Below are 21414 nucleotides of genomic sequence, written 5' to 3' on the forward strand. Positions count from 1 at the left end.
CGGTCACGCGGAGGTGTGCGCCTCGACGGCGGTCAGCACGTCCGCAACCCGCAGGAAGGGCAACGGGTGCATCACCTTGGCCACCTGCGGTGCGAACGCGGGGGAGTCGGCCAGCACCTGCGTCGCCGGCCCATCCGCGATGACCTCGCCCTCGGCGAGGAGCACGACCCGGGTGGCGACCTCGGCCGTGAGCTCGACGTCGTGGGTGGCGACCAGCACCGCGCAGCCCGCCGCGGCCCGCTCGGCGAGGATCGTCGTGAGGCGGTCCTTGGCGGTGTAGTCGAGACCACGGGTGGGCTCGTCGAGCAGGAGCAGCGCGGTCCCGCGGGCCAGGACCAGGCTCAGGGCCACGCACATCCGCTGCCCCTCGGACAGGTCTGCCGCCGTGTGTTGGCGAGGATCCTCGAGGTCGGGCAGGTCGAGGTCGGGCAGGTCGGGGTCGGGCAGGTCGAGGTCCGGCGCGAGCCGACCGAGCACGGCCCGGCTCGTGCCGGCGGCCAGGCCGTGGGTGGCGTCGTGCGCCGCCAGCTGCACGGACACGGGCGCGTCGGTCAGGAGGTCGCCCGGGTCCTGAGGGGCCAGGGCAGGGGGCTCGGTGACGACCACTCGACCCGACGTGGGTGACAACGATCCGTCGAGGGTGGCGAGGAGGGTGGACTTGCCTGAGCCGTTGCGACCCATCAGGGCGACGACCTCGCCCGGCTCGACGCCGAGGTCCACCGTGCGCAGCGCGATGACGGTGTCGCGCACGACGCTCAGCCGCCGCAGGTCGACGACCGGTGCGGGGACGGATCCGGTGCTGGTGGCGTGGGGCGAGCCGGTGTCGGGGGCCGGTGTCGTAGCCACGGGGTTGAGGGTCGTCCGGAGGGTGCGAGCCGACCGTCGGGCCTCGCGGACCGACAGTGCGACGCGGTCCCAGCCCAGGCGGAGCCCGAGCTCGACCACCGGCGGGTGGAGAGCGGAGACGGCCATGGCCGCCGCCGGGTCGAGCGGGCCGCGGACCCGTCCCGACTCCACCAGCAGCACCGCGTCGGCGTGGTGCACGACCCGTTCGAGCCGGTGCTCGGCCACCACCACGGTGGTGCCGACGTCGTGCACGAGGCGGTGCAGGATCGCCAGCACGTCCTCGGCGGCGACCGGGTCCAGTGCCGACGTGGGCTCGTCGAGCACCAGCACCCGCGGCCCCGCGACGACGGCCACTGCGATCGCCACCCGTTGCTGCTGGCCCCCCGACAGCTCGGTGACCGGCCGTGACCGCAGGTCGTTGATCCCGAGCAGGTCGAGGGTCTCCTCCACCTGGCGCTGACCGGCGTGGGAGTCGGCGTGGCGGGCGAGCACCGCGCCCGCGATGACGGACTCCACCGTGCCAGCGGCCAGGGCCCTGGCCGGGTCCTGGCGCACCACACCGATGAGTGGCCGCGGGTCGGCCGGGTCTGCCTTGTGCACGTCGACGCCGTCGACCAGCACCCGCCCCGTGAGGCGGGCGGAGGTGTTCGCGGGGTCCCGGGTCAGGCCGGCGTCGAGGCAGCGCAGGAGGGACGACTTGCCCGAACCGGTCGGGCCGACGACGAGCAGGAGCTCACCCTCGGGGACCCCGAAGGTGACGTCGCGCAGGACCGGCTGCGCGGCGTACGCGAGCGTCACGCCCTCGAACTCGATCACGGTGCGAACCCTAGAGTGGGGGGATGAGCGATGCGTGGACGTGGACCTACCTCGACGCCGACGGGGCGGAGCTGAGCGGCGAAGGGCTGGTGACGACGGCCTTCCCGTCGCAGTCCGACGCCGAGAACTGGTTCGGCGAGTCGTGGCACGAGCTGACCGACCTCGGGGTGGACGCCGTCACGCTGTTCCACGAGGGACGCCAGGTCTACGGACCGATGAGCCTGCGGGCCGCGGAGTAGCTGGCCGCGGAGTAGCGGGCCGCGGAGTAGCGGGCCGCGGAGTAGCGGGCCGGGCCGAGGCCGTCAGGAGGGGAAGTCGCCGCGCTTGATGAGCGCCCGCGGCATCCGCGAGCGGCGGAGCTGGAAGCCGCGCATCACCGCGTACATGGCGAGCCCGCGGCCCACCTTGTCCTCGCCGAACTTGGCGATGAGCTTGGCCTTGAGCCGGCGCCACATGAGGAAGCCGTCGACCGCGGCGGCCAGCAGGAGGCCGTAGACGCCGATCGACACGGCCGCGAACACGGCCGGGATGCGGATGAACGACAGCGCCAGGACGACGATCATCACCGGCAGCATGAACTCGCCGAAGTTCCAGCGGGCATCCACGTAGTCGCGGATGTAGCGGCGCACTGGACCCTTGTCCCGAGCGGGCAGGTGGGCGTCGTCGCCGGTGACCATGGCCGCGCGCTGCTTCAGCTGTGCCTCGCGACGCTTGTCGCGGTCGACGCTGCGAGCCGCCTTGCGGTCGGTCACGACCAACGGGCGCCGGTTCGCGGCCTCCTGGTCCTTGCGCTTGGGCGTGGGCCGGTTCTTGGCGCCCTCGCGGGGCGCAGTCGCGACCGTCTCGGCCTGCTGCTCGTTCAGGGTCTTGTTGCGTCCAAACACAGGCTCACTGTATGCCGTCGGAGCAGCTACCCCTGAATCCGTGCCAGCGGGGGCTCAGCGCAGCCAGGGCAAGGTCGCGCCGTCGGCCAGGTCGTCCCACCAGGTCGCCGTGGGCAGGATGTGGGCGAAGGCGCCACCGAGCGCTCCGGACCACGCCCGAGGAGCCGGCAGTCGCACCCGTTAGGCTCCCGACCGTGACTGACGACGTGCTGACCGACGACCAGATCTCCGCCCTTCGCGACACCGTGGCGGACCTCATGCCGGGCCTGCGCCAGGACCTCGAGGACCTCACCCGCATCCCGAGCGTGAGCCTCGATGCGTTCGACCAGGCCCACGTCGAGGCGAGCGCCGAGGCGACCGCCGCGCTCCTGCGCGCCGAGGGGCTCGACGTCGAGATCGTCCGCGAAGGGGGCCGCCCGGCCGTCATCGGGCACATCGACGGACCAGAGGGTGCGCCCACGGTGATGCTCTACGCCCACCACGACGTGCAGCCGCCCGGCGACGAGAAGGACTGGGACAGTGCGCCTTTCGAGCCGACCGAGCGTGACGGCCGGCTCTACGGCCGGGGCGCCGCAGACGACAAGGCCGGGATCATGGCGCACCTTGCAGCGCTTCGAGCCCACGCGGGTGCCCTTCCGGTCGGCGTGACCGTCTTCGTCGAGGGGGAGGAGGAGATCGGCTCCGACTCGCTGCCGACCCTGCTGGAGAAGCACGGCGAGAAGCTGCGCGCCGATGCGATCGTGCTGGCCGACTCGACCAACTGGGCCATCGGCGAGCCCGCGCTCACGACCACCCTGCGTGGCCTGATCCGCGTCGTCGTGACCGTGACGACCCTCGACCACGGAGTGCACTCGGGCATGTTCGGCGGTGCCGTCCCCGACGCCCTGACCCCCCTGGTCCGGATCCTGGCCAGCCTCCACGACGACGCCGGCGACGTCGCGGTCGCCGGCCTGAAGTCGGGCAAGGCGAGCGACCTCGAGTTCGACGAGGCCCGCCTGCGTGAGGAGTCCGGACTGCTCGACGGTGTCGAGGTCATCGGCACGGGCAGCCTCCTCGACCGGATCTGGGCCAAGCCGACCGTCACCGTCATCGGCATCGACGCGCCCTCCGTGGCCAAGTCGTCGAACACGCTCGTGCCGAGTGCGAGCGCCAAGGTCTCGATCCGGCTCGCCCCCGACGAGGTCCCCCTGGAGGCATATGCCGCGGTGCAGCGCCACATCGCCGCACACACCCCGTGGGGCGCCAGGGTCGAGGTGCACCTCGACGACCAGGGTGCCGGGTTCGACGCCCACGCCGACGGCCCGGTCTACGACCAGGCGCGGGCAGCCTTCACCGATGCGTGGGGCGTCGTGCCGGTCGACATCGGCGTGGGCGGGTCGATCCCGTTCGTCGCGTCGTTCGCGAAGAAGTTCCCCGACGCCGCGATCCTCGTGACCGGTGTCGAGGACCCTGACACCCGGGCCCATGGCGCCAACGAGTCGCTGCACCTCGGCGAGTTCGAGAAGGTCTGTGTGGCCGAGGCCGTCCTCCTGGCGCGGCTGGGGGCCATGCCCCGCTGACCCCGAAGTCCAGCCCACCACCGCAAGCCCGAGGAGAGTCCGGTGACCGAGTTCCCGCTTCTGCCACAGGATTTCACCTTCGGCGTGGCGTCCGCGGCCTACCAGGTCGAGGGCGCCGTCAACGAGGACGGCCGCGGTCGGTCGGTGTGGGACACCTTCTGCGACAAGCCGGGAGCGATCGCGGGTGACGCCAGCGGAGCCGTCGCCTGCGACCACTACCACCGCTACCGCGAGGACGTGGAGCTGCTCAAGGTCCTCGGCGTCGACAGCTACCGGTTCTCGATCTCGTGGCCACGGATCCTGCCCACGGGGGCGGGCGAGGTGAACGCCGCCGGCCTCGACTTCTACGACCGCCTGGTCGACGAGCTGCTCGACGCCGGCATCGAGCCCACCGCCACGCTCTTCCACTGGGACACCCCGCAGTCCCTGGAGGACCGCGGGGGATGGACCGGTCGCGAGATCACCGAGCACTTCGCGGCATACGCGGGGATCGTCGGCGAGCGGCTCGGTGACCGGGTGGCGCGCTGGATGCCGCTCAACGAGCCCAACGTCGTCACCATGCTCGGCTACGCGATCGGCAACCACGCACCCGGCCGCTCGCTGGGGTTCGAGGCGCTGCCCGTCGTCCACCACCTGCTCCTCGGGCACGGGCTCGCGACGCAGGCGCTGCGCGCGGCCGGCTGCCGCGAGATCGGCATCGCGAGCAACCACGCGCCGGTGTGGCCGGCCTCGCAGGAGCCACCGGACGTCGAGGCGTCCCAGTTCTACGACAACCTCTGGAACTGGATGTTCGCCGACCCGGTCCTGCTCGGCCGTTACCCGGTCGTGGGCACCGAGCACGGCTTCCCGACCTACCGCGACGGCGACCTCGCCACCATCGCCGAGCCGCTCGACTGGTTCGGCATCAACTACTACAACCCGGCGCGCATCGGTGCGCCCGGCCTGGCGCCCGACAGCTCCCAGCTCGACGGCGCCGAGCTCCCGTCGGGACTCCCGTTCGAGGCCCGTCGGATCGAGGGCTATGAACGCACCGACTTCGACTGGCCGATCGTCCCGGAGGGCCTGGCGCAGATCGTGCGCACCTTCCGCGACCGGTATGCCGAGAAGCTGCCGCCGCTCTACGTGACCGAGAGCGGCTGCTCGTTCCATGACGACGACCCCGTCGACGGCCGGGTACCCGATCCGCGACGGATCGCCTACCACGACGCCCACCTGCGGGCCCTGGCCGACGAGATCCGCGACGGCGCTGACGTGCGCGGCTACTTCGCGTGGTCGGCGACCGACAACTTCGAGTGGGCGGCCGGCTATGCCGAGCGGTTCGGGCTGGTGCACGTCGACTACCAGACCCAGGTCCGCACTCCCAAGGACTCCTACCACTGGTACCGCGACCTCATCGCGCACACCCGAGCGAATGGAACGCCGTCATGACCCCCGCCACCTCCACCCGCACCCACGACGTCGTGCTCTTCGGGGCCACCGGCTTCGTCGGCCGGCTCGTCGCCGCCTACCTCGCCGAGCACGCGCCGGCAGGCACCCGCGTCGCCTTGGCCGGACGCTCCGAGCGCCGGCTCGAGGAGGTGCGGTCGGAGCTGCCAGCCGCGGCCCGCGACTGGCCCCTGGTGGTCGCCGACTCCGCCGACCCCGCCTCGCTGCGTGCCATGGCGGAGTCGACGACGGCTGTCGCGTCGACCGTCGGCCCCTACCTGCGCTACGGCCTGCCCCTCGTCGAGGCCTGTGCCGAGGCCGGCACCCACTACGCCGACCTCACCGGTGAGGTGCTGTTCGTCCGCCGGGCGATCGACGCCGTCGACGCCCGCGCCAAGGAGACCGGGGCGCGCATCGTGACGGCCTGTGGGTACGACTCGATCCCGTCCGACCTCGGGGTGCACCTGCTGCACGAGCGCGCCGTCGCCGATGTAGCCGGCTCCCTGCTCGACACGACCCTGCACGCCAAGTCGAAGGGCGGCCTCAGCGGCGGCACGATCGACTCCTCACGGGCGCAGCTCGAGGCGGTGGCAGCCGACACGTCGCTGCGCACGGTGATCTTCGACGCCTACGCCCTCAGCCCCGACCGAGCCACCGAGCCCGACCTGGGCAAGGAGCGCGACGCGAGCTCGGTCTTCGTCGACGCCCAGACGGGCGACTGGGTCGGGCCGTTCATCATGGCCGGCTTCAACACCCGGATCGTGCGTCGTAGCAACGCACTGCGCGAACACGCCTACGGTCGCCGGTTCCGCTACCGCGAGGTGAGCGCCTACGGCAAGGGTGTGCGGGGCCGCCGTCGTGCCACCGTGTTCACGGGGCTGCTGGGCCTGGCCTACGCCGGCATGGCCAACCCCCGCACCCGGCCGATCGTCGACCGCCTGGCCCCCTCGCCCGGCGAGGGACCGAGCGAGCAGGCCCGCCGGTCGGGGTGGTTCTCGATGAAGATCCGGACCACCACCGAGACCGGCCGCCGCTACCTCGCCACGGTGGCCGCACAGGGCGACCCCGGGTATGCCGCCACGGCCGTCATGCTGGGTGAGTCGGCCCTGTGCCTCGCGCTGGACGGACCGTCGCTGCCTGCTGCCGCAGGCGTGCTCACCCCGTCGACCGCGATGGGTGACGCCCTGGTCGGCCGGCTGCGCGCGCGGGACTTCACGATGACCGTGGACGAGCTGCCCGACCGCCCCTGAACTCGGTCGGGTCAGCCCGCCCACGGCGGGTGCAGCGGTCTACAGCGAGACTCGCCACCCCCTCCGCTGCTCGGCCGGACCGAGCACGTCGGGATGCAGGCATCGCGACCGCGGATCGCCACACCATACGGTGCGATGACGTCGCCGGCGACCATCCTGGCTGCTCGCCTGCGTGACATCGTGGCCATGGGGTGACCCTCCTGCGTGGGGCGCGAATCCTTGCGGATCACCCAGTATGGGCAGGGTCGCCCGCGTTTGGACTCCCTCAGGAGGACTAGTCCGCCCCGGTCGACGGGGAGCAGCGTGGACCCCGGTCCGGGCGGCCACGGCGATGGCCTGATCTCTGTCGGCTGAGCTAGTCCCGGTGGGTCTCGCCCGGGAGGGCGAGCATCTGGTCGAGCGCGACGCGCGCGTGGTGGGCCACCTCGGGGTCGACCCGGATCGGGTTGACGACGCGGCCCGCCACAAGAGACTCGAGGGTCCACACGAGGTGGGGCAGGTCGATGCGGTTCATCGTCGAGCAGTAGCAGACGTTCTTCTCGAGGAACGAGACCTGCTGCTCGGGGAACTGCGCGGCGAGCCGGCGCACGAGGTTGAGCTCGGTGCCCACGACCCACTTGGTGCCGGCCGGCGCGGCCGCGATGGTCTGGATGATCTTCTCGGTCGAGCCGACCTCGTCGGCCGCCTCGACGACCTCGTGCTGGCACTCGGGGTGGACGATCACCTTGACGTCGGGGATCTCGCGCCGGGCCTGCTCGACCGCGGCGAGGCTGAACCGGCCGTGCACCGAACAGTGGCCGCGCCACAGGATCATCGTGGCGTCCTCGAGCTCCTGGCGGGTCAGGCCACCCATCGGCTTGTGCGGGTCGAAGACCACGCACCCGTCGAGGTCGCCACCGAGGTCGCGGACGTAGGTGTTGCGCCCGAGGTGCTGGTCGGGCAGGAAGAGCACCTTGCCACCCTCGCCCGCCTGGTCCAGCGCCCAGGTGAGGGCGGTGCGGGCGTTGGACGAGGTGCAGATCGTGCCGCCGTGACGGCCGGTGAAGGCCTTGATCGCCGCGGAGGAGTTCATGTAGGTGACCGGGATGGTCCGGTCCGCGACCCCGGCCTCGACCAGGTCGTCCCAGGCGTCCTCGACCTGGCGGATCGCGGCCATGTCGGCCATCGAGCACCCAGCGGCCAGGTCGGGCAGGATCACGGTCTGCTCGTCGCTGGTGAGGATGTCGGCCGACTCGGCCATGAAGTGGACCCCGCAGAACACGATGTACGGCGCATCCGGTCGCGCGGCTGCGTCCTTGGCCAGCTTGAAGGAGTCGCCCGTGACGTCGGCGAACTCGATGACCTCGTCGCGCTGGTAGTGGTGCCCGAGCACGAACACCTGGTCGCCGAGGGCGGCCTTGGCCGCGCGGGCCCGCTCGACGAGCCCCGGGTCCGAGGCGGCAGGCAGGTCGCCAGGGCACTCGACGCCCCGCTCCGTGTGCAGGTCGGTGCCCCGACCGAGGACCAGCAGCGGAAGGGGGGAGGGACGGGAGTCCGACTGCGTCACAGGGGTGCTCACGCCCCGATCGTATGCCGTGCGGTCACGTGCCCAGCGCCGGCTGCCGGGCTAGGGTCGCGCCCATGGACGACGACCACGCGCTGGCCGCCCTCGGGACGGCGACCTCGGCGATGCTCGCCACGGTGCGCACCACCGACCCCGCAGCAGCGGTGCCCGCCTGTCCCGGCTGGTCGGTGAGCGACCTCGTCGACCACCTCGGCCGGGTGCACCTCTGGGCCGCCCACAGCGCGCGGGAGGGCGCACCGCCCGACCCCTACCCGCGGCGCGACCGCGACCAGCCCCTCGCCGACTGGTATGCCGCGTGCGCCGACTCGATCGTGGCCACCCTGTCCGAGCTGCCCCCGGACCACCCCTCCTGGAGCTTCTCGGCCGACCCGGCCCACGGGACCGCGGGGTTCTGGCGCCGCCGTCAGTTCCACGAGACCACGGTCCACCACGTCGACGCGTTGCAGGCCGCTGCCCGCCTGCCGGTGTCCGGTCCGGTGGAGGCGGTTCCCGGCCTCACGCCACAGGACGCGGCCGACGGCGTGGCCGAGGTGTTCGAGGTGATGGCTCCTCGCAGCCTGGTCCGTCATGCGGACCGCGCGGCGCTGAACGTGATCCCAGCGCCCGAGCCGATCGCCTTGTGTTGCACCGACGTCGAGGCGTCCTGGACCGTTCGGCTGGTCGACGGAGCCGTCGTGCTGGTCGACGGGGTGGCGGAGGGAGCGGTCGCGCGGGTCAGTGGACCCGCGACCCAGCTCTACCTCGCACTGTGGCACCGAGCCGATCCTGCCGACCTCTCGGTGGACGGCGACGAAGGAGCCGCCCGCCGGCTGCTCGCTGCCGCCCTGGTGCCCTAGGTGGGCCGACTCAGAGCGGGTGGATCTTGCTGCTGGACATCGCCACGCTGACGGTGTTCTCACCGAAACGCACGTGGATCCGGTCGCCGGTGACCCGGACGACCGATCCCAGGCCGTGCCGGTCGTGGGTGACCCTGTCGTCGACGGCGAAGTCCGGGATCTCGGGGACCTCTGCGGCGCGGAAGGGGCTGTTGGGCAGGTGCGGCTTCTTGGCGGGCTGACGGGGGCGCATGTGTCTAGTGTGGACCTGTTTGCCGCCACCCGCCTCCACCGCGCCACGCATTTTCCGCCCATTCGTGCTCAACCGGGTCGAATTAAGCCCACCGCTGACACTCGCACGTGGACTGGAAGGATGGGACCGTGCACGTCGTCATCGCCCCGGACTGCTTCACCGGCACCCTCACCGCCCAGCAGGCCGCGCAGGCCATGGCCCAGGGGTGGGCCGCCAGCGCACCGCACGACCTGCTGACCCTGCGACCGCTGTCCGACGGGGGACCGGGTTTCCTCGACGTCCTCGCCGGGGCACTGCCCGACGCCCAGACCCTGGCGGTGACCGTCACCGACCCGCTCGGTCGTGAGGTGCCCGCAGCGCTCCTGGTGGTCGACGACGGTGGACGCCGCACGGCATACCTCGAGTCGGCGCAGGCGGCCGGCCTCCACCTGCTCGCGGCCGACGAGCGCAACCCCGCCCTCACCAGCACCTGGGGCGTGGGACGGCTGCTCGAGGCGGCCCTCGACGAGGGCGTGAGCCGCATCGTCGTCGGCCTGGGTGGGAGCGCCACCAACGACGCGGGGGCTGGTCTGCTGGCGGCCCTGGGCGCCGGTGCCGCCCACGACCTGGCGCGGGGTGGACTGGCGCTCGCGGAGATCTCCGATGCGGCCCTGCCGGGGCTGGTCGAGGCGCGCGACCGGTTCCGCGACGTCGAGCTCGTGCTCGCCACCGACGTCGAGTCGCCGCTCCTCGGACTCCAGGGGGCCAGTGCCGTGTTCAGCCCCCAGAAGGGAGCCTCGCCGGAGCTGGCGCAGGCGCTGGAGGGCGCCCTGGGACGGTTTGTCGAGGTCGTGCGCCGCACGGTGCCGGAGCAGACCGACCTGCTGACCGGGTCGGCGAGACGGCTGGACAAGACGCCTGGCGCCGGGGCCGCGGGAGGGCTGGGCTACGCGCTGCTGCTGCTCGGCGGCACCCGCGTGAGCGGCGTGGGCGAGGTCCTCGAGGCGGTGGGGCTGCGCGAGCTGCTGCGGGCAGCCGACCTCGTGGTCACGGGGGAGGGCTCGTTCGACTGGCAGAGCCTGCAGGGCAAGGTCGTGGCGGGGGTCGCAGGTCTGGCGCTGGAGACGGCCACCCCCAGCGTCGTGATCGCCGGGCAGGCCCTCGTCGGGCGACGGGAGGCCATGACCCTGGGGTTGTCGGGCAGCTATGCGGTGGCTGAGACGCCCGCGCAGGTCGAGGCCGCCATGACCGATCCCGTCGGCACCCTCGCGGCGCGAACCGCCCGGGTGGCGGCCACCTGGTCCCCTCGCGCCTGAGCACGTCGTACAGTGGAGTGGCGCGGGGAACATTTCGCGCGAACCGTGGGTTGGCACCAGTGGCCGACCTCCACCGACATGAAGGACGCATCACCATGAGTGTTCAGGACCAGACCGCTGCGGCGACCACCGTCGACGCCACCGAGGCGCCCGCCGAGGCCACGCACGGCGTGCTCCTCTCTGATGTCGCTGCTGCCAAGGTGAAGTCCCTGCTCGAGCAGGAAGGTCGCGACGACCTGCGCCTGCGCGTCGGAGTCCAGCCCGGCGGCTGCTCCGGCCTCATCTACCAGCTCTACTTCGACGAGCGCACCCTCGACGGTGACCTCGTCCGCGACTTCGACGGTGTCGAGGTCGTCGTCGACCGGATGAGCGCGCCCTACCTCGAGAACGCGAGCATCGACTTCGCCGACACGATCGAGAAGCAGGGCTTCACCATCGACAACCCGAACGCCGGCAGCTCCTGCGCCTGCGGCGACTCGTTCAGCTGATCGAACACAGCAGCTGACAACCCGGCAGCTGACAACCCGGCAGCTGCCAACCCGGCAGCTGCCAACCCAGTAGCTGAGCACCGCCGAAGGGCCCGTCACCAGTGGTGACGGGCCCTTCGCTGGTCTGTCCTCACCCGGTACACCCAGCTAGCGGTACTCGGGGTTCGGGTAGTCGAACCGGGCGCCGGCGTCCCACTCGGTGCGCTGGTTGCCCCCGACCGGGAAGCCACCTGCGGCCTTCAGCAGCGCCGCGAGGTGCATGAGGTTCCATGTCATGAACGTGGTGTTGCGCTGGGTGAACTCGTTCTCGGGCCCGCCGCTGCCCGGGTCGAGGTACGACGGACCGGGTCCCGCCTCGCCGATCCACCCGGCGTCCGCAGCCGGCGGGATCGAGTAACCGATGTGCTGGAGGCTGTAGAGGATGTTGGACGAGCAGTGCTTGATGCCGTCCTCGTTGCCGGTGATGATCGCGCCCCCGACCTTCCCGTAGTAGACGTACTGCCCAGCCGCGTTGGTCATCGACGAGCCGGCGTAGAGGCGCTCGATCACCTGCTTGGTGATGCTCGAGTTGTCGCCCAGCCAGATCGGCCCGGCGACCACGAGGATGTCGGAGTCGAGGATCCGGGCGAACAACGTCGGCCACTCGTCGCGGTCCCAGCCGTGCTCGGTCATGTCGACGTAGACGCCCGTGGCGATGTCGTGGTCGACGGCCCGGATCAGCTCGACGTCGACCCCGTGCTTGCGCATGATGGCGGCGCTGAGGTCGACCAGGGCCTGGGTGTTGCTGGGCTCGGGGGAGCGCTTGAGGGTGCAGTTGACGAAGGTGGCGCGCAGGCCGCTGAAGTCGAACGCGGCGATCTCGGGTTCGGTCATGGCTCGACTGTGCCCCCTGCATCCGGTCGCGGCAATGGCCAGAGGGAGCTGCGCGCGCTGAACCTCCACAACAGGTAGGTTTTCGTCCCGTGCAGATAGCCATCACGGGTTCCATCGCCACCGACCACCTGATGACCTTCAAGGGCAGGTTCCGCGACAGCCTCGTCGTCGAGCAGCTCGACAAGGTCTCGCTGTCGTTCCTCGCGGACGACCTCGAGGTCCGCCGGGGCGGGGTGGCCGCCAACATCGCGTTCGGCATGGCCAACCTCGGCCAGCGGCCGATCCTCGTCGGGGCGGTGGGTGAGGACTTCGCCGACTACCGCAGCTGGCTCGAGCGACACGGGGTCGACTGCCACTCGGTGCACGTGTCCGAGTCCAAGCACACGGCCCGCTTCGTCTGCACGACCGACGAGGACATGGCCCAGATCGCCACCTTCTACGCCGGCGCGATGAGCGAGGCACGGGGCATCGAGCTCGACCCCATCGCCCACCGCGTGGGCGGGCTCGACCTGGTCCTGGTCGGCGCCAACGACCCCGAGGCGATGCTGCGCCACACGCGCGAGTGCCGGTCCCGCGGCATACCGTTCGCTGCCGACCCGAGCCAGCAGCTCGCGTTCGCCGACGGCGAGACCATCCGCCAGCTCATCGACGGCGCCGACTTCCTGCTCACCAACGAGTACGAAGCGGCGTTGACCGAGCAGAAGACCGGCTGGGACGCCGACGAGATCGCCGACCGGGTGCACACCCGGGTCATCACCCGGGGCAAGGAGGGCGTCTCCATCGAGCGCAAGGGCGAGGAGACCATCGAGGTCTCGGTCGCCCGCGAGGTGCGCCGGGCCGACCCGACCGGTGTCGGTGACGCGTTCCGGGCCGGCTTCCTCACCGGGCTGGCGGCCGACCTCGGCCTGCGCCACTCCGCGGAGCTCGGCTCGATGCTCGCGACCTACGTCATCGAGACCGTGGGCACGCAGGAGTACACGCTGGGCAAGGCGAGCTTCCTCCAGCGGCTGGCCGATGCCTACGGCCAGGAGTCGGCGGACGCCATCGAACCCCACATCAGCTGCATCGCACCGTAGGCGAGCGGTGCACCGGTGGTGACCGCCGAGCCGGTCGAACCCCTCCCCACCAGCTGGGTCTTCGACCTGAGCGAGGTGGAGGACGGCGAGGACATGGTCGCCGTCGGGGGTGACCTGCGGGCGGGGACGCTGATCGAGGCCTACCGCAGCGGCGTGTTCCCGATGGGGCTCGGTGAGCTCGGCACGAGGCCGCTGGGCTGGTGGTCGCCGGACCCGCGTGGGGTCCTGCTGCCCGGGGGAGTGCACGCCAGCCGTTCGCTCCAGAAGTCGCTGCGGCATTTCGAGATGCGGGTCGACACGGCCTTTCGCGACGTGGTCGAGGCGTGTGCCGACCCCGGTCGCGACGGCCGCTGGATCACCGAGGAGATCATCGACGCCTACACCGAGCTGCACGCCCTCGGCTGGGCGCACAGCATCGAGACCTGGCAGGACGGCCAGCTCGTCGGGGGGCTCTACGGCATCAACGTCGGCGGGCTCTTCGCGGGGGAGTCGATGTTCCACCGGGTCACCGATGCGTCCAAGGCCGCCGTCGTGGCCACGGCCGGCTACGTCTTCGCCGACGGCGACCCTCGTCGCCTCATCGACGTGCAGTGGGCGACCGACCACCTGCGCAGCCTCGGCGTGGTCACGGTGTCGCGTCGCGACTACCTCGCGCGGCTCGGCGAGGCCGTCGGCCTCGAGCCACCGACCTTCTCCCCCTAGCCGACCCGGGGCTCACCCCACCGTGCGCACCCGGTATGCCGCGTGCTCGCCGTCCGTGGCGACCTCGCCGAGGTAGTCCTGGGCGCGCATCCGGCACCACGCCGGGATGTCGGCGCGGGCCGCCGGGTCGGTCGCCCACACCTCGACCACGGTGCCGGCCGGCGAGTCCTGGGCGGCCCGCGCGAGCCTGATGACCGGGATTGGGCAGCGCAGGCCGCGGGCGTCCACGACGACGAGCTCGGATGCCGGGGTGGGCTCCAGCTCGTCCGGCGATCGCGGGGGTCGCGGGGTGCCGGTCACAGGCGCCGGGCCCCGAGCTCGGTCCGCACCGACTCGACCACCTCGGCGATGACGGCGCAGAAGGCGTCGACCTGGGCGGCCCGGTCAGGTGCCACGGCAGCCAGGGGCAGGGTGATGCGCACGTTGCCGTGGGTCAGCGCGCCCATCGCCGCCAGGACATGGCTCGGCTCGAGGGTGCTGGCCGTGCACGCCGAGCCCGAGCCCACGGCGAAGCCCCTGCGGTCGAACTCGTGCACCAACGCCTCGCCGTCGGCGTAGAGCGCCGAGAAGGTGACGACGTGGGGGAGGCGGCCCACCGGGTCACCCACGACGTCGACGTCCGGGACCGCGGCAGCGGCGGTGCGGATGAGGTCGACGAGCGCGAACGCCTCCTCGCGCTCCCGCGCGGCCCCTGCCGCGGACTGCTGCCAGGCTTCGGCCGCCGCCAGCGCCAAGGGGACCCACGGCGTGTGCCGAGACGGCCCGCTGAGGGCGGCGTCCGGGTCGGCGGGGCCCGGGAGCAGCCACCGCGTGCGCTCCGGGACGAGCAGGATGCCGAGGCCCCCCGGTCCACCCCAGGACGCGGCGTCGCCGGCCAGGACGTCGTAGGTGTCCGGTGGCGAGGTCCGCCCGAGTGAGGCCTGGGCGTCGACCCCGAGCGGCACCCCGGCGGCGAGGCAGGCCTCGTGAGCCGCCTCGAGGGGCTGGATGGTGCCCACCTCGCCGTTGGCGTGCTGGAGGACGGCGGCCACCGTCCCCGGTGTGGCCACGGCCCGGTGCCACGCGCCGAGGTCCACGCGCCCGGCGCCGTCGACGGCGACCGCCTCGAAGGCCGCCGGGTCGGCTGCCGCGTCGGCTGCGTGGCGGCCGGGGACGAGGACCGCAGAGTGCTCGACGGCCGAGGCGACCAGGCGCGCTCCGCGACGCCGCGCGGCATACCGGAGGCCGTCGGTCATCCAGCGGACCGCGGTCGGGCCGTCGGGCGCGAAGGCGACTTCCGAAGGGCTGACCGAGAGCCCGGTCGCGAGCACCTCACGGGCCTGGTCGAGGAGCCGTCGCGCCGTCCGTCCTTCCCGGTGCAGGCGGCGCGGGTCGGCCCAGCCGGCGTCGACCGCCGCGAGCATCGTCTCCCTGGCTCGCGGGTGCATCGGCCCGGGCGCCGCGTCGAGGACGGCACGCTCGGGGAGACGGTCGGATTCGCCGCCGGGAGCGTCGTCCGGGGAGGGGTTCGCCACACCCTGACGTTAGCCGCACCCTGACCGGACGGGACGCACTGGCTGGAGTAGGGTTTGGCGCGATGGCCCATCACTGTCTCGAAGAAGGTGCACCGTTGCGTCAGCACGACGTCTCTGCGCCGCGCCCACAGCGGCGGCGGACTGCTCAGAGGAGAACGACCACGGCTCTCGGGCTGTCGCTCGTCGCCCTCGCCCTCTCCGGCTGCGCCGGGCGCGTCCAGGACGGCTTCCTGCCCCGCGCCGTGACCGAGGGCGGCGAACGCGTCACCTCGCTCTGGAACGGTGCCTGGATCGCCGCGCTCATCGTCGGGGTCATCGTCTGGGGCCTGATCGGCTGGTGCGTGGTGGCCTACCGCCGCAAGAAGGACGACACCGCCCTGCCGGTGCAGCTGCGCTACAACGTGCCGATGGAGATCCTCTACACGATCGTCCCGGTGTTCATGATCGCGGTGCTCTTCTACTACACCGCTCGTGACGAGGCCGCCCTGCTCGACACCTCCAAGCACCCCGACGTCGTCGTCAACGTGGTGGGCAAGAAGTGGAGCTGGGACTTCAACTACGTCAACGAGCAGACCTACGAGAGCGGCACCCAGGCCGAGCTCACGGGGGAGCCCGGCACCGAGCAGAACCTCCCGACCCTCTACTTGCCGGTCAACAAGCGCACCGAGTTCGTGCTGACCTCGCGCGACGTCATCCACTCGTTCTGGGTGCCGGCGTTCCTGCAGAAGCTCGACATGATCCCCGGGCGGGTCAACAAGTTCCAGGTCGTGCCCACCGAGACCGGTGACTTCAAGGGGAAGTGCGCCGAGCTCTGCGGCGCCTACCACTCGCAGATGCTGTTCAACGTCAAGGTCGTCGACCAGGCCGCCTACGACGCGCACATCGCCGAGCTCAAGGGGAAGGGCAACACCGGCCAGCTCGACAACAGCCTGAACCCCGAGAAGGTCATGAACGAGGACAAAGACCTCATCCCGAGTGCAGGGAGCAACTGATGGCAGCGGCAACCGAGTCGAGCGCGGGGACCTACTACCGGTCCACCGAGGCCACCGCGACCCGCCGGCTCACCAAGGGCCAGACCGTCGTGAAGTGGGCGTCGACCACTGACCACAAGGTGATCGGCAACCTCTACTTCATCACCTCGTTCATCTTCTTCATGTTCGGTGGCGTGCTCGCGCTCCTGATCCGGGCCGAGCTGTTCCAGCCGGGCCTGCAGATCGTGGACAACCCCGACCAGTTCAACCAGCTGTTCACCATGCACGGCACGATCATGCTGCTGCTGTTCGCGACCCCGCTGTTCGCCGGGTTCGCCAACGCGCTCATGCCGATCCAGATCGGCGCACCCGATGTCGCCTTCCCGCGGCTCAACATGTTCGCCTACTGGCTCTACCTGTTCGGTGGCTTGATCGCCTCCGCCGGCTTCCTCACCCCGTCGGGTGCGGCGTCCTTCGGCTGGTTCGCCTACTCGCCGCTGTCCGACGCGTCGAACAGCCCCGGACTCGGTGGCGACCTGTGGGTCTTCGGCCTCGCGCTCGCCGGCTTCGGCACCATCCTCGGCGCCGTCAACTTCATCACCACGATCATCTGCATGCGCGCGCCCGGCATGACGATGTTCCGGATGCCGATCTTCACCTGGACGATCCTCGTCACCAGCCTGCTCGTGCTGATGGCGTTCCCAGTGCTGGCCTCCGCGCTGCTGGCCCTCGGTGCCGACCGGAAGTTCGGGGCCCACGTCTTCGACCCCGACAACGGTGGTCCGATGCTGTGGCAGCACCTGTTCTGGTTCTTCGGCCACCCCGAGGTCTACATCATCGCGCTGCCGTTCTTCGGCATCATCTCCGAGATCCTCCCGGTGTTCTCGCGCAAGCCGATCTTCGGCTACAAGACCCTGGTCTTCGCGACCATCGGCATCGCGGCCCTCTCGGTCACCGTGTGGGCCCACCACATGTACGCCACGGGCCAGGTCCTCCTCCCGTTCTTCGCGGTCATGACGATGCTCATCGCCGTGCCCACGGGCGTGAAGTTCTTCAACTGGATCGGCACGATGTGGGGCGGCAAGCTGTCCTTCGAGACGCCGATGCTCTGGGCGATCGGCTTCCTCGTCACGTTCCTCTTCGGCGGCCTGACCGGCATCATCCTGTCCAGCCCGGCCCTCGACTTCCACCTGTCCGACAGCTACTTCGTGGTGGCGCACTTCCACTACGTGGTCTTCGGCACCGTGGTCTTCGCGATGTTCGCCGGCTTCTACTTCTGGTGGCCGAAGTTCACCGGTCGGATGCTCGACGAGACGCTGGGCAAGGTGCACTTCTGGATGCTGTTCATCGGCTTCCACACGACCTTCCTCATCCAGCACGTGCTGGGCGTCGACGGCATGCCCCGTCGCTACGCCGACTACCTGCCCGAGGACGGCTTCACCTGGGAGAACCAGGTGTCCACCTTCGGCGCCTTCCTGCTGGCCGCGTCGACGCTCCCGTTCCTCTACAACGTCTGGAAGACCTGGCGCACCGCGCCGCTGGTCGAGACCGACGACCCGTGGGGCTACGGCGCGTCGCTCGAGTGGGCCACCTCGTGCCCGCCGCCGCGCCACAACTTCGACACCATCCCGCGGATCCGCTCCGAGCGCCCGGCCTTCGACCTGCACCACCCCGAGGCGGCTCCGCTGTCCGGCGTGCACGCCGACCCCGACACGCTGACCCGCATCATGGCCGAGACCGGTTCCGGCGAGGAGCACGTCACGGGCGAGTTCGACCACGACAAGCACCCGCGGTTCCATGAGGAGCGTGACTGACCCGTGAAGATCGAGTACAAGCTCTTCATCATCCTGGCGGCCTTCTTCGCCCCCGTCGGCCTCGTCTACGGCATCTTCACGGAGTGGAAGGAGCCGGTCGGTCCGGCGGGCCTGTTCCTCTCCGCAGGGCTGGGCGCGATGGTCGCGTTCTACCTGTGGGCCACCGCGCGCCGGCTGCCCGAGCGCCCGGAGGACAACCCCGGTGGGGAGATCGCCGAGCACGAGGGCGAGTACGGCTTCTTCAGCCCGCACTCCTGGTGGCCCCTGCCGCTCGCCGGTGCGGCTGCGCTGTGCTTCCTCGGCCTGGCGGTCGGCTGGTGGCTGTTCATCATCGGTGCCACGTTCGGCGTGGTCGCCCTGGTGGGCTGGACCTTCGAGTACTTCAAGGGGCCGCACGCCGTCTGAGCTGCGCGTGGTCGATCGGCCGGGTGTGACCCTTGCGGGGTTGCCCCGGCCGTTCGCGTTGCTCGGTGCGAACCCGGCCAGTCGCCCGACCTCCCGGCCCACAGCGTGGCGGTGCTGGCGTTTGCGCCCTGGTGTGTCGTTTCGGGGGCATCGTCGTGGTGTCAGGGGCATCGCCGTCGAGCAGGTAGACTTACCTCCGGTCCGCGCAGGGGCGGGCCGCCGGGTTCTTCAGGGGCTCGGGCTCAGGGGGCCTGGCGCGAAATAGTGATCGCCCGGCCAGACACAGTTGCATAGCCAACCATTCGGGCCGGTCGGGCGTCTGTCGGGATGACGGCCGTCGTCGGACGGGTCCTGCGACTGTGGCCGAGGACGCGACACGCACACGCTGTTCAGAGGCACACGCTTTTGACCAGCACCGAACGCACAGGGCGCCACGACGGCGCAGAGCACAGGAGTACACGTGGTGGGTAGGACTCAAGGGGCACGACTGGCCGTGGCCGCGACCATGGTTGCGGGACTGGCCCTGGTGGCCGGCTGTTCGGGCGGCGTCGACAGCCCGGCGACCGACAACGTGGCCGGCTCCAGCTCCTCGTCCTCCTCCTCGTCCTCGGCGACCCCCACGCCCGCCGAGCTGACCATCACGCCGGCCGAGGGAGCCACGGGCGTGCTGCCGACCGATCCCGTGGTGGTCTCGGCCACCAGCGGCACCCTCGGCGAGGTCACCGTCGCCGACGCCAAGGGCCGCAAGGTCGCCGGCAAGCTGGGCGACGACGGCGCGTGGACCTCCAGCGGGCTGCTGGCTCCCAGCGCGGCATACACGGTCAGCGCGACCGCCACCGGCGAGGACGGCACGCCGTCCACGACCACCTCGACGTTCGCCACCCTGAAGCCCAAGGTCACCGCGACCTACGGCATCCTCAACTCCGGCGAGACCGTAGGCGTCGGTATGCCGGCCAGCATCCAGTTCGACTCCGCCGTCACCAGCGCGAAGCTTCGCGCCGAGGTAGAGAAGCGGGTCACGATCACCACCTCACCCACGCAGAACGGGTCGTGGGGCTGGCTCGACAACCGCCAGCTCATGTGGCGCCCCACCAACTACTGGAAGCCCGGCACCACGGTCACCATCAGCGCGCCCCTGACCGGCGTCCAGACCGGTGAGGGCAAGTGGGTCGGCAACGACGACAGCGCGAGCTTCACGGTGGGTTCGTCGATGATCTCCACGGTCGACATCAAGCGTCACCAGATGACGGTCCGTCGTGGCGGCCAGGTCATCAAGGTGATCCCTGTCAGCACCGGTCGCCCCGGCGCCACCACGGAGACCCGGTCCGGGACCAAGGTGATCATCCGCAAGGAGGGTCACGTCACGATGGACTCGACGACCATCGGCATCCCCAAGGGCAAGCCCGGCTACTACAAAGAGGAGACGGACTGGAACCTGCGGGTCACCTGGACCGGCGAGTACCTCCACTCCGCTCCGTGGTCGGTGGGTGCCCAGGGCAACGCCAACGTCAGCCACGGCTGCGTGAACATGTCACCGGCCAACGCCAAGTGGATGTTCGAGAACTCCAAGGTCGGCGACGTGGTGACCTTCATCGGCTCCAACCGTCCGTTCCTGCCGGCCGAGGGCATCGGTGTCTGGCAGTACTCGTTCGCGAAGTGGAAGGCGCAGAGCGCGCTGGCCTGAGCCGAGCCGACTGCCGTCCTAGGGGCGCGGTGCCGCTGGGTCGTCGCCCCGTGGGTCGTCACCCGGTGAGTCGTCACCCGGTGAGTCGTCACCCCGCGAGTCTCGAACGGTGCGTCGCCGCCGGGGTGTGTCATCGTGCAAGGGTGCACCGGACCAGCCTGCTCGTCGCCAGCTCGGTTCTCGCTGTGCTCGGCCTCGCCGGGTGCGCGGACTCGTCGGGCGGTGACGCGGTCGGCAGCACCGCCACGACCACCAGCAGCGCGACCGGCGACAGCCCGGCGACCACCACGACGACCACCACGACGACCACCACCACCACGGGGTCGGCGGCCGCGTCCGCGTCCGCGGTGGTCCCGGTCAGCAAGCTGATCGTCTTCGTCGTGGAGAACCACTCGCTCGCCCAGATGCGCGCGCAGATGCCGTACACCTACCGCCTCGCGAAGACCTACGGCTACGCGACCAGCTACTTCGGGGTGCGCCATCCGTCCCTCCCCAACTACATCGCCATCGCGGCGGGGAGCACCCGACTGGTCACCACGAACAAGTCGCCGGCCGACAACGTGCCGGTGCATGGCCCCTCGGTCTTCGGCCGGGCGATCTCCGCCGGACGCACCGCGGCGGTCTACGTGGACGCGATGCCGGGCAGCTGCGCCCTGCTACCGAGCGGGCGGTATGCGGTCAAGCACAACCCGTGGCCCTACTTCGCCGACGAGCGGGCACTGTGCCGCAGGTACGACCTGCCGGTCACCGCGTTGGGACCGGCGGTCGACGCGGGCCACCTGCCGAACGCTGCGATGGTCGTGCCCGACCTGTGCCACGACGCCCATGACTGCAGCCTCGCGACGGCAGACCGGTGGTTCCAGGGGTGGATGACCAGGATCGAGGCGGGCCCGGACTGGAAGGCTGGTCGGCTCGCCGTCGTGCTCACGGCCGACGAGGACGACAAGAGCGCCGGCAACCGCGTGCTCACGGTGGTGGCGCACCCCAGCCAGCGACACCGGGTGGTGACGGCCCGGCTCGACCACTACTCCTTGGCCCGGCTCTACGCGGAGGTCACCGGCACCGAGCCGCTCGGACGCGCGAAGACCGCCACGTCGATGGCCGCGGCGTTCCACCTGCCGCTGCCCTGACGGGACCACGCTGTTGGGGACCGGCTCAGACCGGCTCAGACTGGCTCAGA

Annotated in this window: 22 protein-coding genes; 14 read left to right on the forward strand and 8 right to left on the reverse strand. The window is 71.1% G+C overall.

What is annotated here, in order from left to right; genetic code table 11:
- Positions 1-3: 3 nt before the first annotated feature.
- Positions 4-1662 carry an ATP-binding cassette domain-containing protein gene (locus AC1DWJ_RS00100; protein ID WP_457252965.1) on the reverse strand — a complete coding sequence of 553 codons (1659 nt, stop codon included), beginning with the start codon at positions 1660-1662 and terminating at the stop codon, positions 4-6.
- Between the two features lie 23 nt (positions 1663-1685).
- Here AC1DWJ_RS00100 and AC1DWJ_RS00105 point away from each other — a divergent pair, with 23 nt between their 5' ends.
- Entirely contained in the window at positions 1686-1901 is a 216-nt protein-coding gene (locus tag AC1DWJ_RS00105) for a hypothetical protein (protein WP_457252964.1), read from the forward strand.
- 63 nt (positions 1902-1964) lie between these two features.
- Here the strand turns inward: AC1DWJ_RS00105 and AC1DWJ_RS00110 are convergent, their stop codons facing one another.
- Positions 1965-2546, reverse strand: coding sequence for a DUF3043 domain-containing protein (locus AC1DWJ_RS00110; RefSeq protein ID WP_457252963.1), 582 nt, complete (start codon positions 2544-2546; stop codon positions 1965-1967).
- A 54-nt stretch (positions 2547-2600) separates the two neighbouring features.
- On the reverse strand, positions 2601-2723 hold the full coding sequence (locus tag AC1DWJ_RS00115) for a hypothetical protein (RefSeq protein WP_477619738.1): 123 nt from the start codon (positions 2721-2723) through the stop codon (positions 2601-2603).
- Positions 2724-2740: 17 nt separating this feature from the next.
- Here AC1DWJ_RS00115 and AC1DWJ_RS00120 point away from each other — a divergent pair, with 17 nt between their 5' ends.
- From AC1DWJ_RS00120 to AC1DWJ_RS00130, 3 genes are read left to right on the forward strand one after another with little or no spacing between them, the layout of a single operon-like run.
- The gene (locus AC1DWJ_RS00120; RefSeq protein ID WP_477619739.1) at positions 2741-4105 is read left to right on the forward strand and encodes a M20/M25/M40 family metallo-hydrolase; all 1365 of its coding nucleotides are present in this window, start codon (positions 2741-2743) and stop codon (positions 4103-4105) included.
- Positions 4106-4147: 42 nt separating this feature from the next.
- A complete protein-coding gene (locus AC1DWJ_RS00125; RefSeq protein WP_477619740.1) occupies positions 4148-5533 on the forward strand; it encodes a GH1 family beta-glucosidase in 1386 nt (461 codons plus the stop codon).
- On the forward strand, positions 5530-6780 hold the full coding sequence (locus AC1DWJ_RS00130; RefSeq protein ID WP_477619741.1) for a saccharopine dehydrogenase family protein: 1251 nt from the start codon (positions 5530-5532) through the stop codon (positions 6778-6780). Before AC1DWJ_RS00125 ends, AC1DWJ_RS00130 begins: the two co-directional genes overlap by 4 nt.
- 355 nt (positions 6781-7135) lie before the next feature.
- On the opposite strand, the gene nadA is transcribed toward AC1DWJ_RS00130, so the two are convergent.
- Positions 7136-8338 carry a quinolinate synthase NadA gene (gene nadA / locus AC1DWJ_RS00135; protein ID WP_457252958.1) on the reverse strand — a complete coding sequence of 401 codons (1203 nt, stop codon included), beginning with the start codon at positions 8336-8338 and terminating at the stop codon, positions 7136-7138.
- A 62-nt stretch (positions 8339-8400) separates the two neighbouring features.
- On the opposite strand from nadA, the gene AC1DWJ_RS00140 reads away from it, so the two are divergent.
- A complete protein-coding gene (locus tag AC1DWJ_RS00140; protein WP_457252957.1) occupies positions 8401-9180 on the forward strand; it encodes a maleylpyruvate isomerase N-terminal domain-containing protein in 780 nt (259 codons plus the stop codon).
- Positions 9181-9190: 10 nt separating this feature from the next.
- Here the strand turns inward: AC1DWJ_RS00140 and AC1DWJ_RS00145 are convergent, their stop codons facing one another.
- Positions 9191-9412 (reverse strand): hypothetical protein, encoded by a 222-nt coding sequence (locus AC1DWJ_RS00145; RefSeq protein WP_457252956.1) that lies wholly within the window; start codon positions 9410-9412, stop codon positions 9191-9193.
- 128 nt (positions 9413-9540) lie between these two features.
- Here AC1DWJ_RS00145 and AC1DWJ_RS00150 point away from each other — a divergent pair, with 128 nt between their 5' ends.
- Together AC1DWJ_RS00150 and AC1DWJ_RS00155 are read left to right on the forward strand one after the other, a co-directional pair.
- Positions 9541-10707: a glycerate kinase family protein gene (locus AC1DWJ_RS00150; RefSeq protein ID WP_477619742.1), complete on the forward strand. Its 1167-nt coding sequence runs from the start codon at positions 9541-9543 to the stop codon at positions 10705-10707.
- Between the two features lie 95 nt (positions 10708-10802).
- A complete protein-coding gene (locus AC1DWJ_RS00155; protein ID WP_457252954.1) occupies positions 10803-11195 on the forward strand; it encodes a HesB/IscA family protein in 393 nt (130 codons plus the stop codon).
- A gap of 147 nt (positions 11196-11342) precedes the next feature.
- Here AC1DWJ_RS00155 and AC1DWJ_RS00160 read toward each other — a convergent pair whose 3' ends face one another.
- Complete coding sequence (locus tag AC1DWJ_RS00160) at positions 11343-12068, reverse strand: flavodoxin family protein (RefSeq protein ID WP_457252953.1); 726 nt, start codon at positions 12066-12068, stop codon at positions 11343-11345.
- Between the two features lie 89 nt (positions 12069-12157).
- On the opposite strand from AC1DWJ_RS00160, the gene AC1DWJ_RS00165 reads away from it, so the two are divergent.
- Both AC1DWJ_RS00165 and aat read left to right on the forward strand, forming a co-directional pair.
- Positions 12158-13144 carry a carbohydrate kinase family protein gene (locus AC1DWJ_RS00165; protein ID WP_477619743.1) on the forward strand — a complete coding sequence of 329 codons (987 nt, stop codon included), beginning with the start codon at positions 12158-12160 and terminating at the stop codon, positions 13142-13144.
- A gap of 15 nt (positions 13145-13159) precedes the next feature.
- Entirely contained in the window at positions 13160-13846 is a 687-nt protein-coding gene (gene aat / locus AC1DWJ_RS00170) for a leucyl/phenylalanyl-tRNA--protein transferase (RefSeq protein WP_477619744.1), read from the forward strand.
- Positions 13847-13858: 12 nt separating this feature from the next.
- Here aat and AC1DWJ_RS00175 read toward each other — a convergent pair whose 3' ends face one another.
- Both AC1DWJ_RS00175 and AC1DWJ_RS00180 read right to left on the reverse strand, forming a co-directional pair.
- A complete protein-coding gene (locus tag AC1DWJ_RS00175) occupies positions 13859-14146 on the reverse strand; it encodes a sulfurtransferase TusA family protein (RefSeq protein ID WP_477619745.1) in 288 nt (95 codons plus the stop codon).
- A complete protein-coding gene (locus AC1DWJ_RS00180) occupies positions 14143-15360 on the reverse strand; it encodes an aminotransferase class V-fold PLP-dependent enzyme (protein ID WP_477619746.1) in 1218 nt (405 codons plus the stop codon). The genes AC1DWJ_RS00175 and AC1DWJ_RS00180 overlap by 4 nt, the downstream gene beginning before the upstream one ends.
- A 95-nt stretch (positions 15361-15455) precedes the next feature.
- On the opposite strand from AC1DWJ_RS00180, the gene ctaC reads away from it, so the two are divergent.
- The 5 genes from ctaC to AC1DWJ_RS00205 all read left to right on the forward strand — a co-directional run bounded on the left by ctaC (position 15456) and on the right by AC1DWJ_RS00205 (position 21364).
- Positions 15456-16352 (forward strand): aa3-type cytochrome oxidase subunit II, encoded by an 897-nt coding sequence (gene ctaC, locus AC1DWJ_RS00185; RefSeq protein ID WP_457252948.1) that lies wholly within the window; start codon positions 15456-15458, stop codon positions 16350-16352.
- Positions 16352-18145, forward strand: a complete 1794-nt coding sequence (gene ctaD, locus AC1DWJ_RS00190; RefSeq protein ID WP_457252947.1) for an aa3-type cytochrome oxidase subunit I — start codon at positions 16352-16354, stop codon at positions 18143-18145. The genes ctaC and ctaD overlap by 1 nt, the downstream gene beginning before the upstream one ends.
- A gap of 3 nt (positions 18146-18148) precedes the next feature.
- Complete coding sequence (locus AC1DWJ_RS00195) at positions 18149-18550, forward strand: cytochrome c oxidase subunit 4 (protein WP_457252946.1); 402 nt, start codon at positions 18149-18151, stop codon at positions 18548-18550.
- Between the two features lie 460 nt (positions 18551-19010).
- Positions 19011-20234 carry a L,D-transpeptidase gene (locus AC1DWJ_RS00200; RefSeq protein WP_457252945.1) on the forward strand — a complete coding sequence of 408 codons (1224 nt, stop codon included), beginning with the start codon at positions 19011-19013 and terminating at the stop codon, positions 20232-20234.
- Between the two features lie 143 nt (positions 20235-20377).
- Positions 20378-21364, forward strand: a complete 987-nt coding sequence (locus AC1DWJ_RS00205; RefSeq protein ID WP_457252943.1) for an alkaline phosphatase family protein — start codon at positions 20378-20380, stop codon at positions 21362-21364.
- The last annotated feature ends 50 nt before the right edge of the window (positions 21365-21414 follow it).

The sequence above is a fragment of the Pedococcus sp. P2_D7 genome (assembly GCF_056404295.1).

Bases quoted from the DNA above. Each gene is read 5' to 3' on its own strand.
- AC1DWJ_RS00105 (WP_457252964.1), top strand. From the start codon at position 1,686: ATGAGCGATGCGTGGACGTGGACCTACCTCGACGCCGACGGGGCGGAG.
- AC1DWJ_RS00130 (WP_477619741.1), top strand. From the start codon at position 5,530: ATGACCCCCGCCACCTCCACCCGCACCCACGACGTCGTGCTCTTCGGG.
- AC1DWJ_RS00140 (WP_457252957.1), top strand. From the start codon at position 8,401: ATGGACGACGACCACGCGCTGGCCGCCCTCGGGACGGCGACCTCGGCG.
- AC1DWJ_RS00145 (WP_457252956.1), bottom strand. From the start codon at position 9,412: ATGCGCCCCCGTCAGCCCGCCAAGAAGCCGCACCTGCCCAACAGCCCC.
- AC1DWJ_RS00155 (WP_457252954.1), top strand. From the start codon at position 10,803: ATGAGTGTTCAGGACCAGACCGCTGCGGCGACCACCGTCGACGCCACC.
- AC1DWJ_RS00160 (WP_457252953.1), bottom strand. From the start codon at position 12,068: ATGACCGAACCCGAGATCGCCGCGTTCGACTTCAGCGGCCTGCGCGCC.
- ctaD (WP_457252947.1), top strand. From the start codon at position 16,352: ATGGCAGCGGCAACCGAGTCGAGCGCGGGGACCTACTACCGGTCCACC.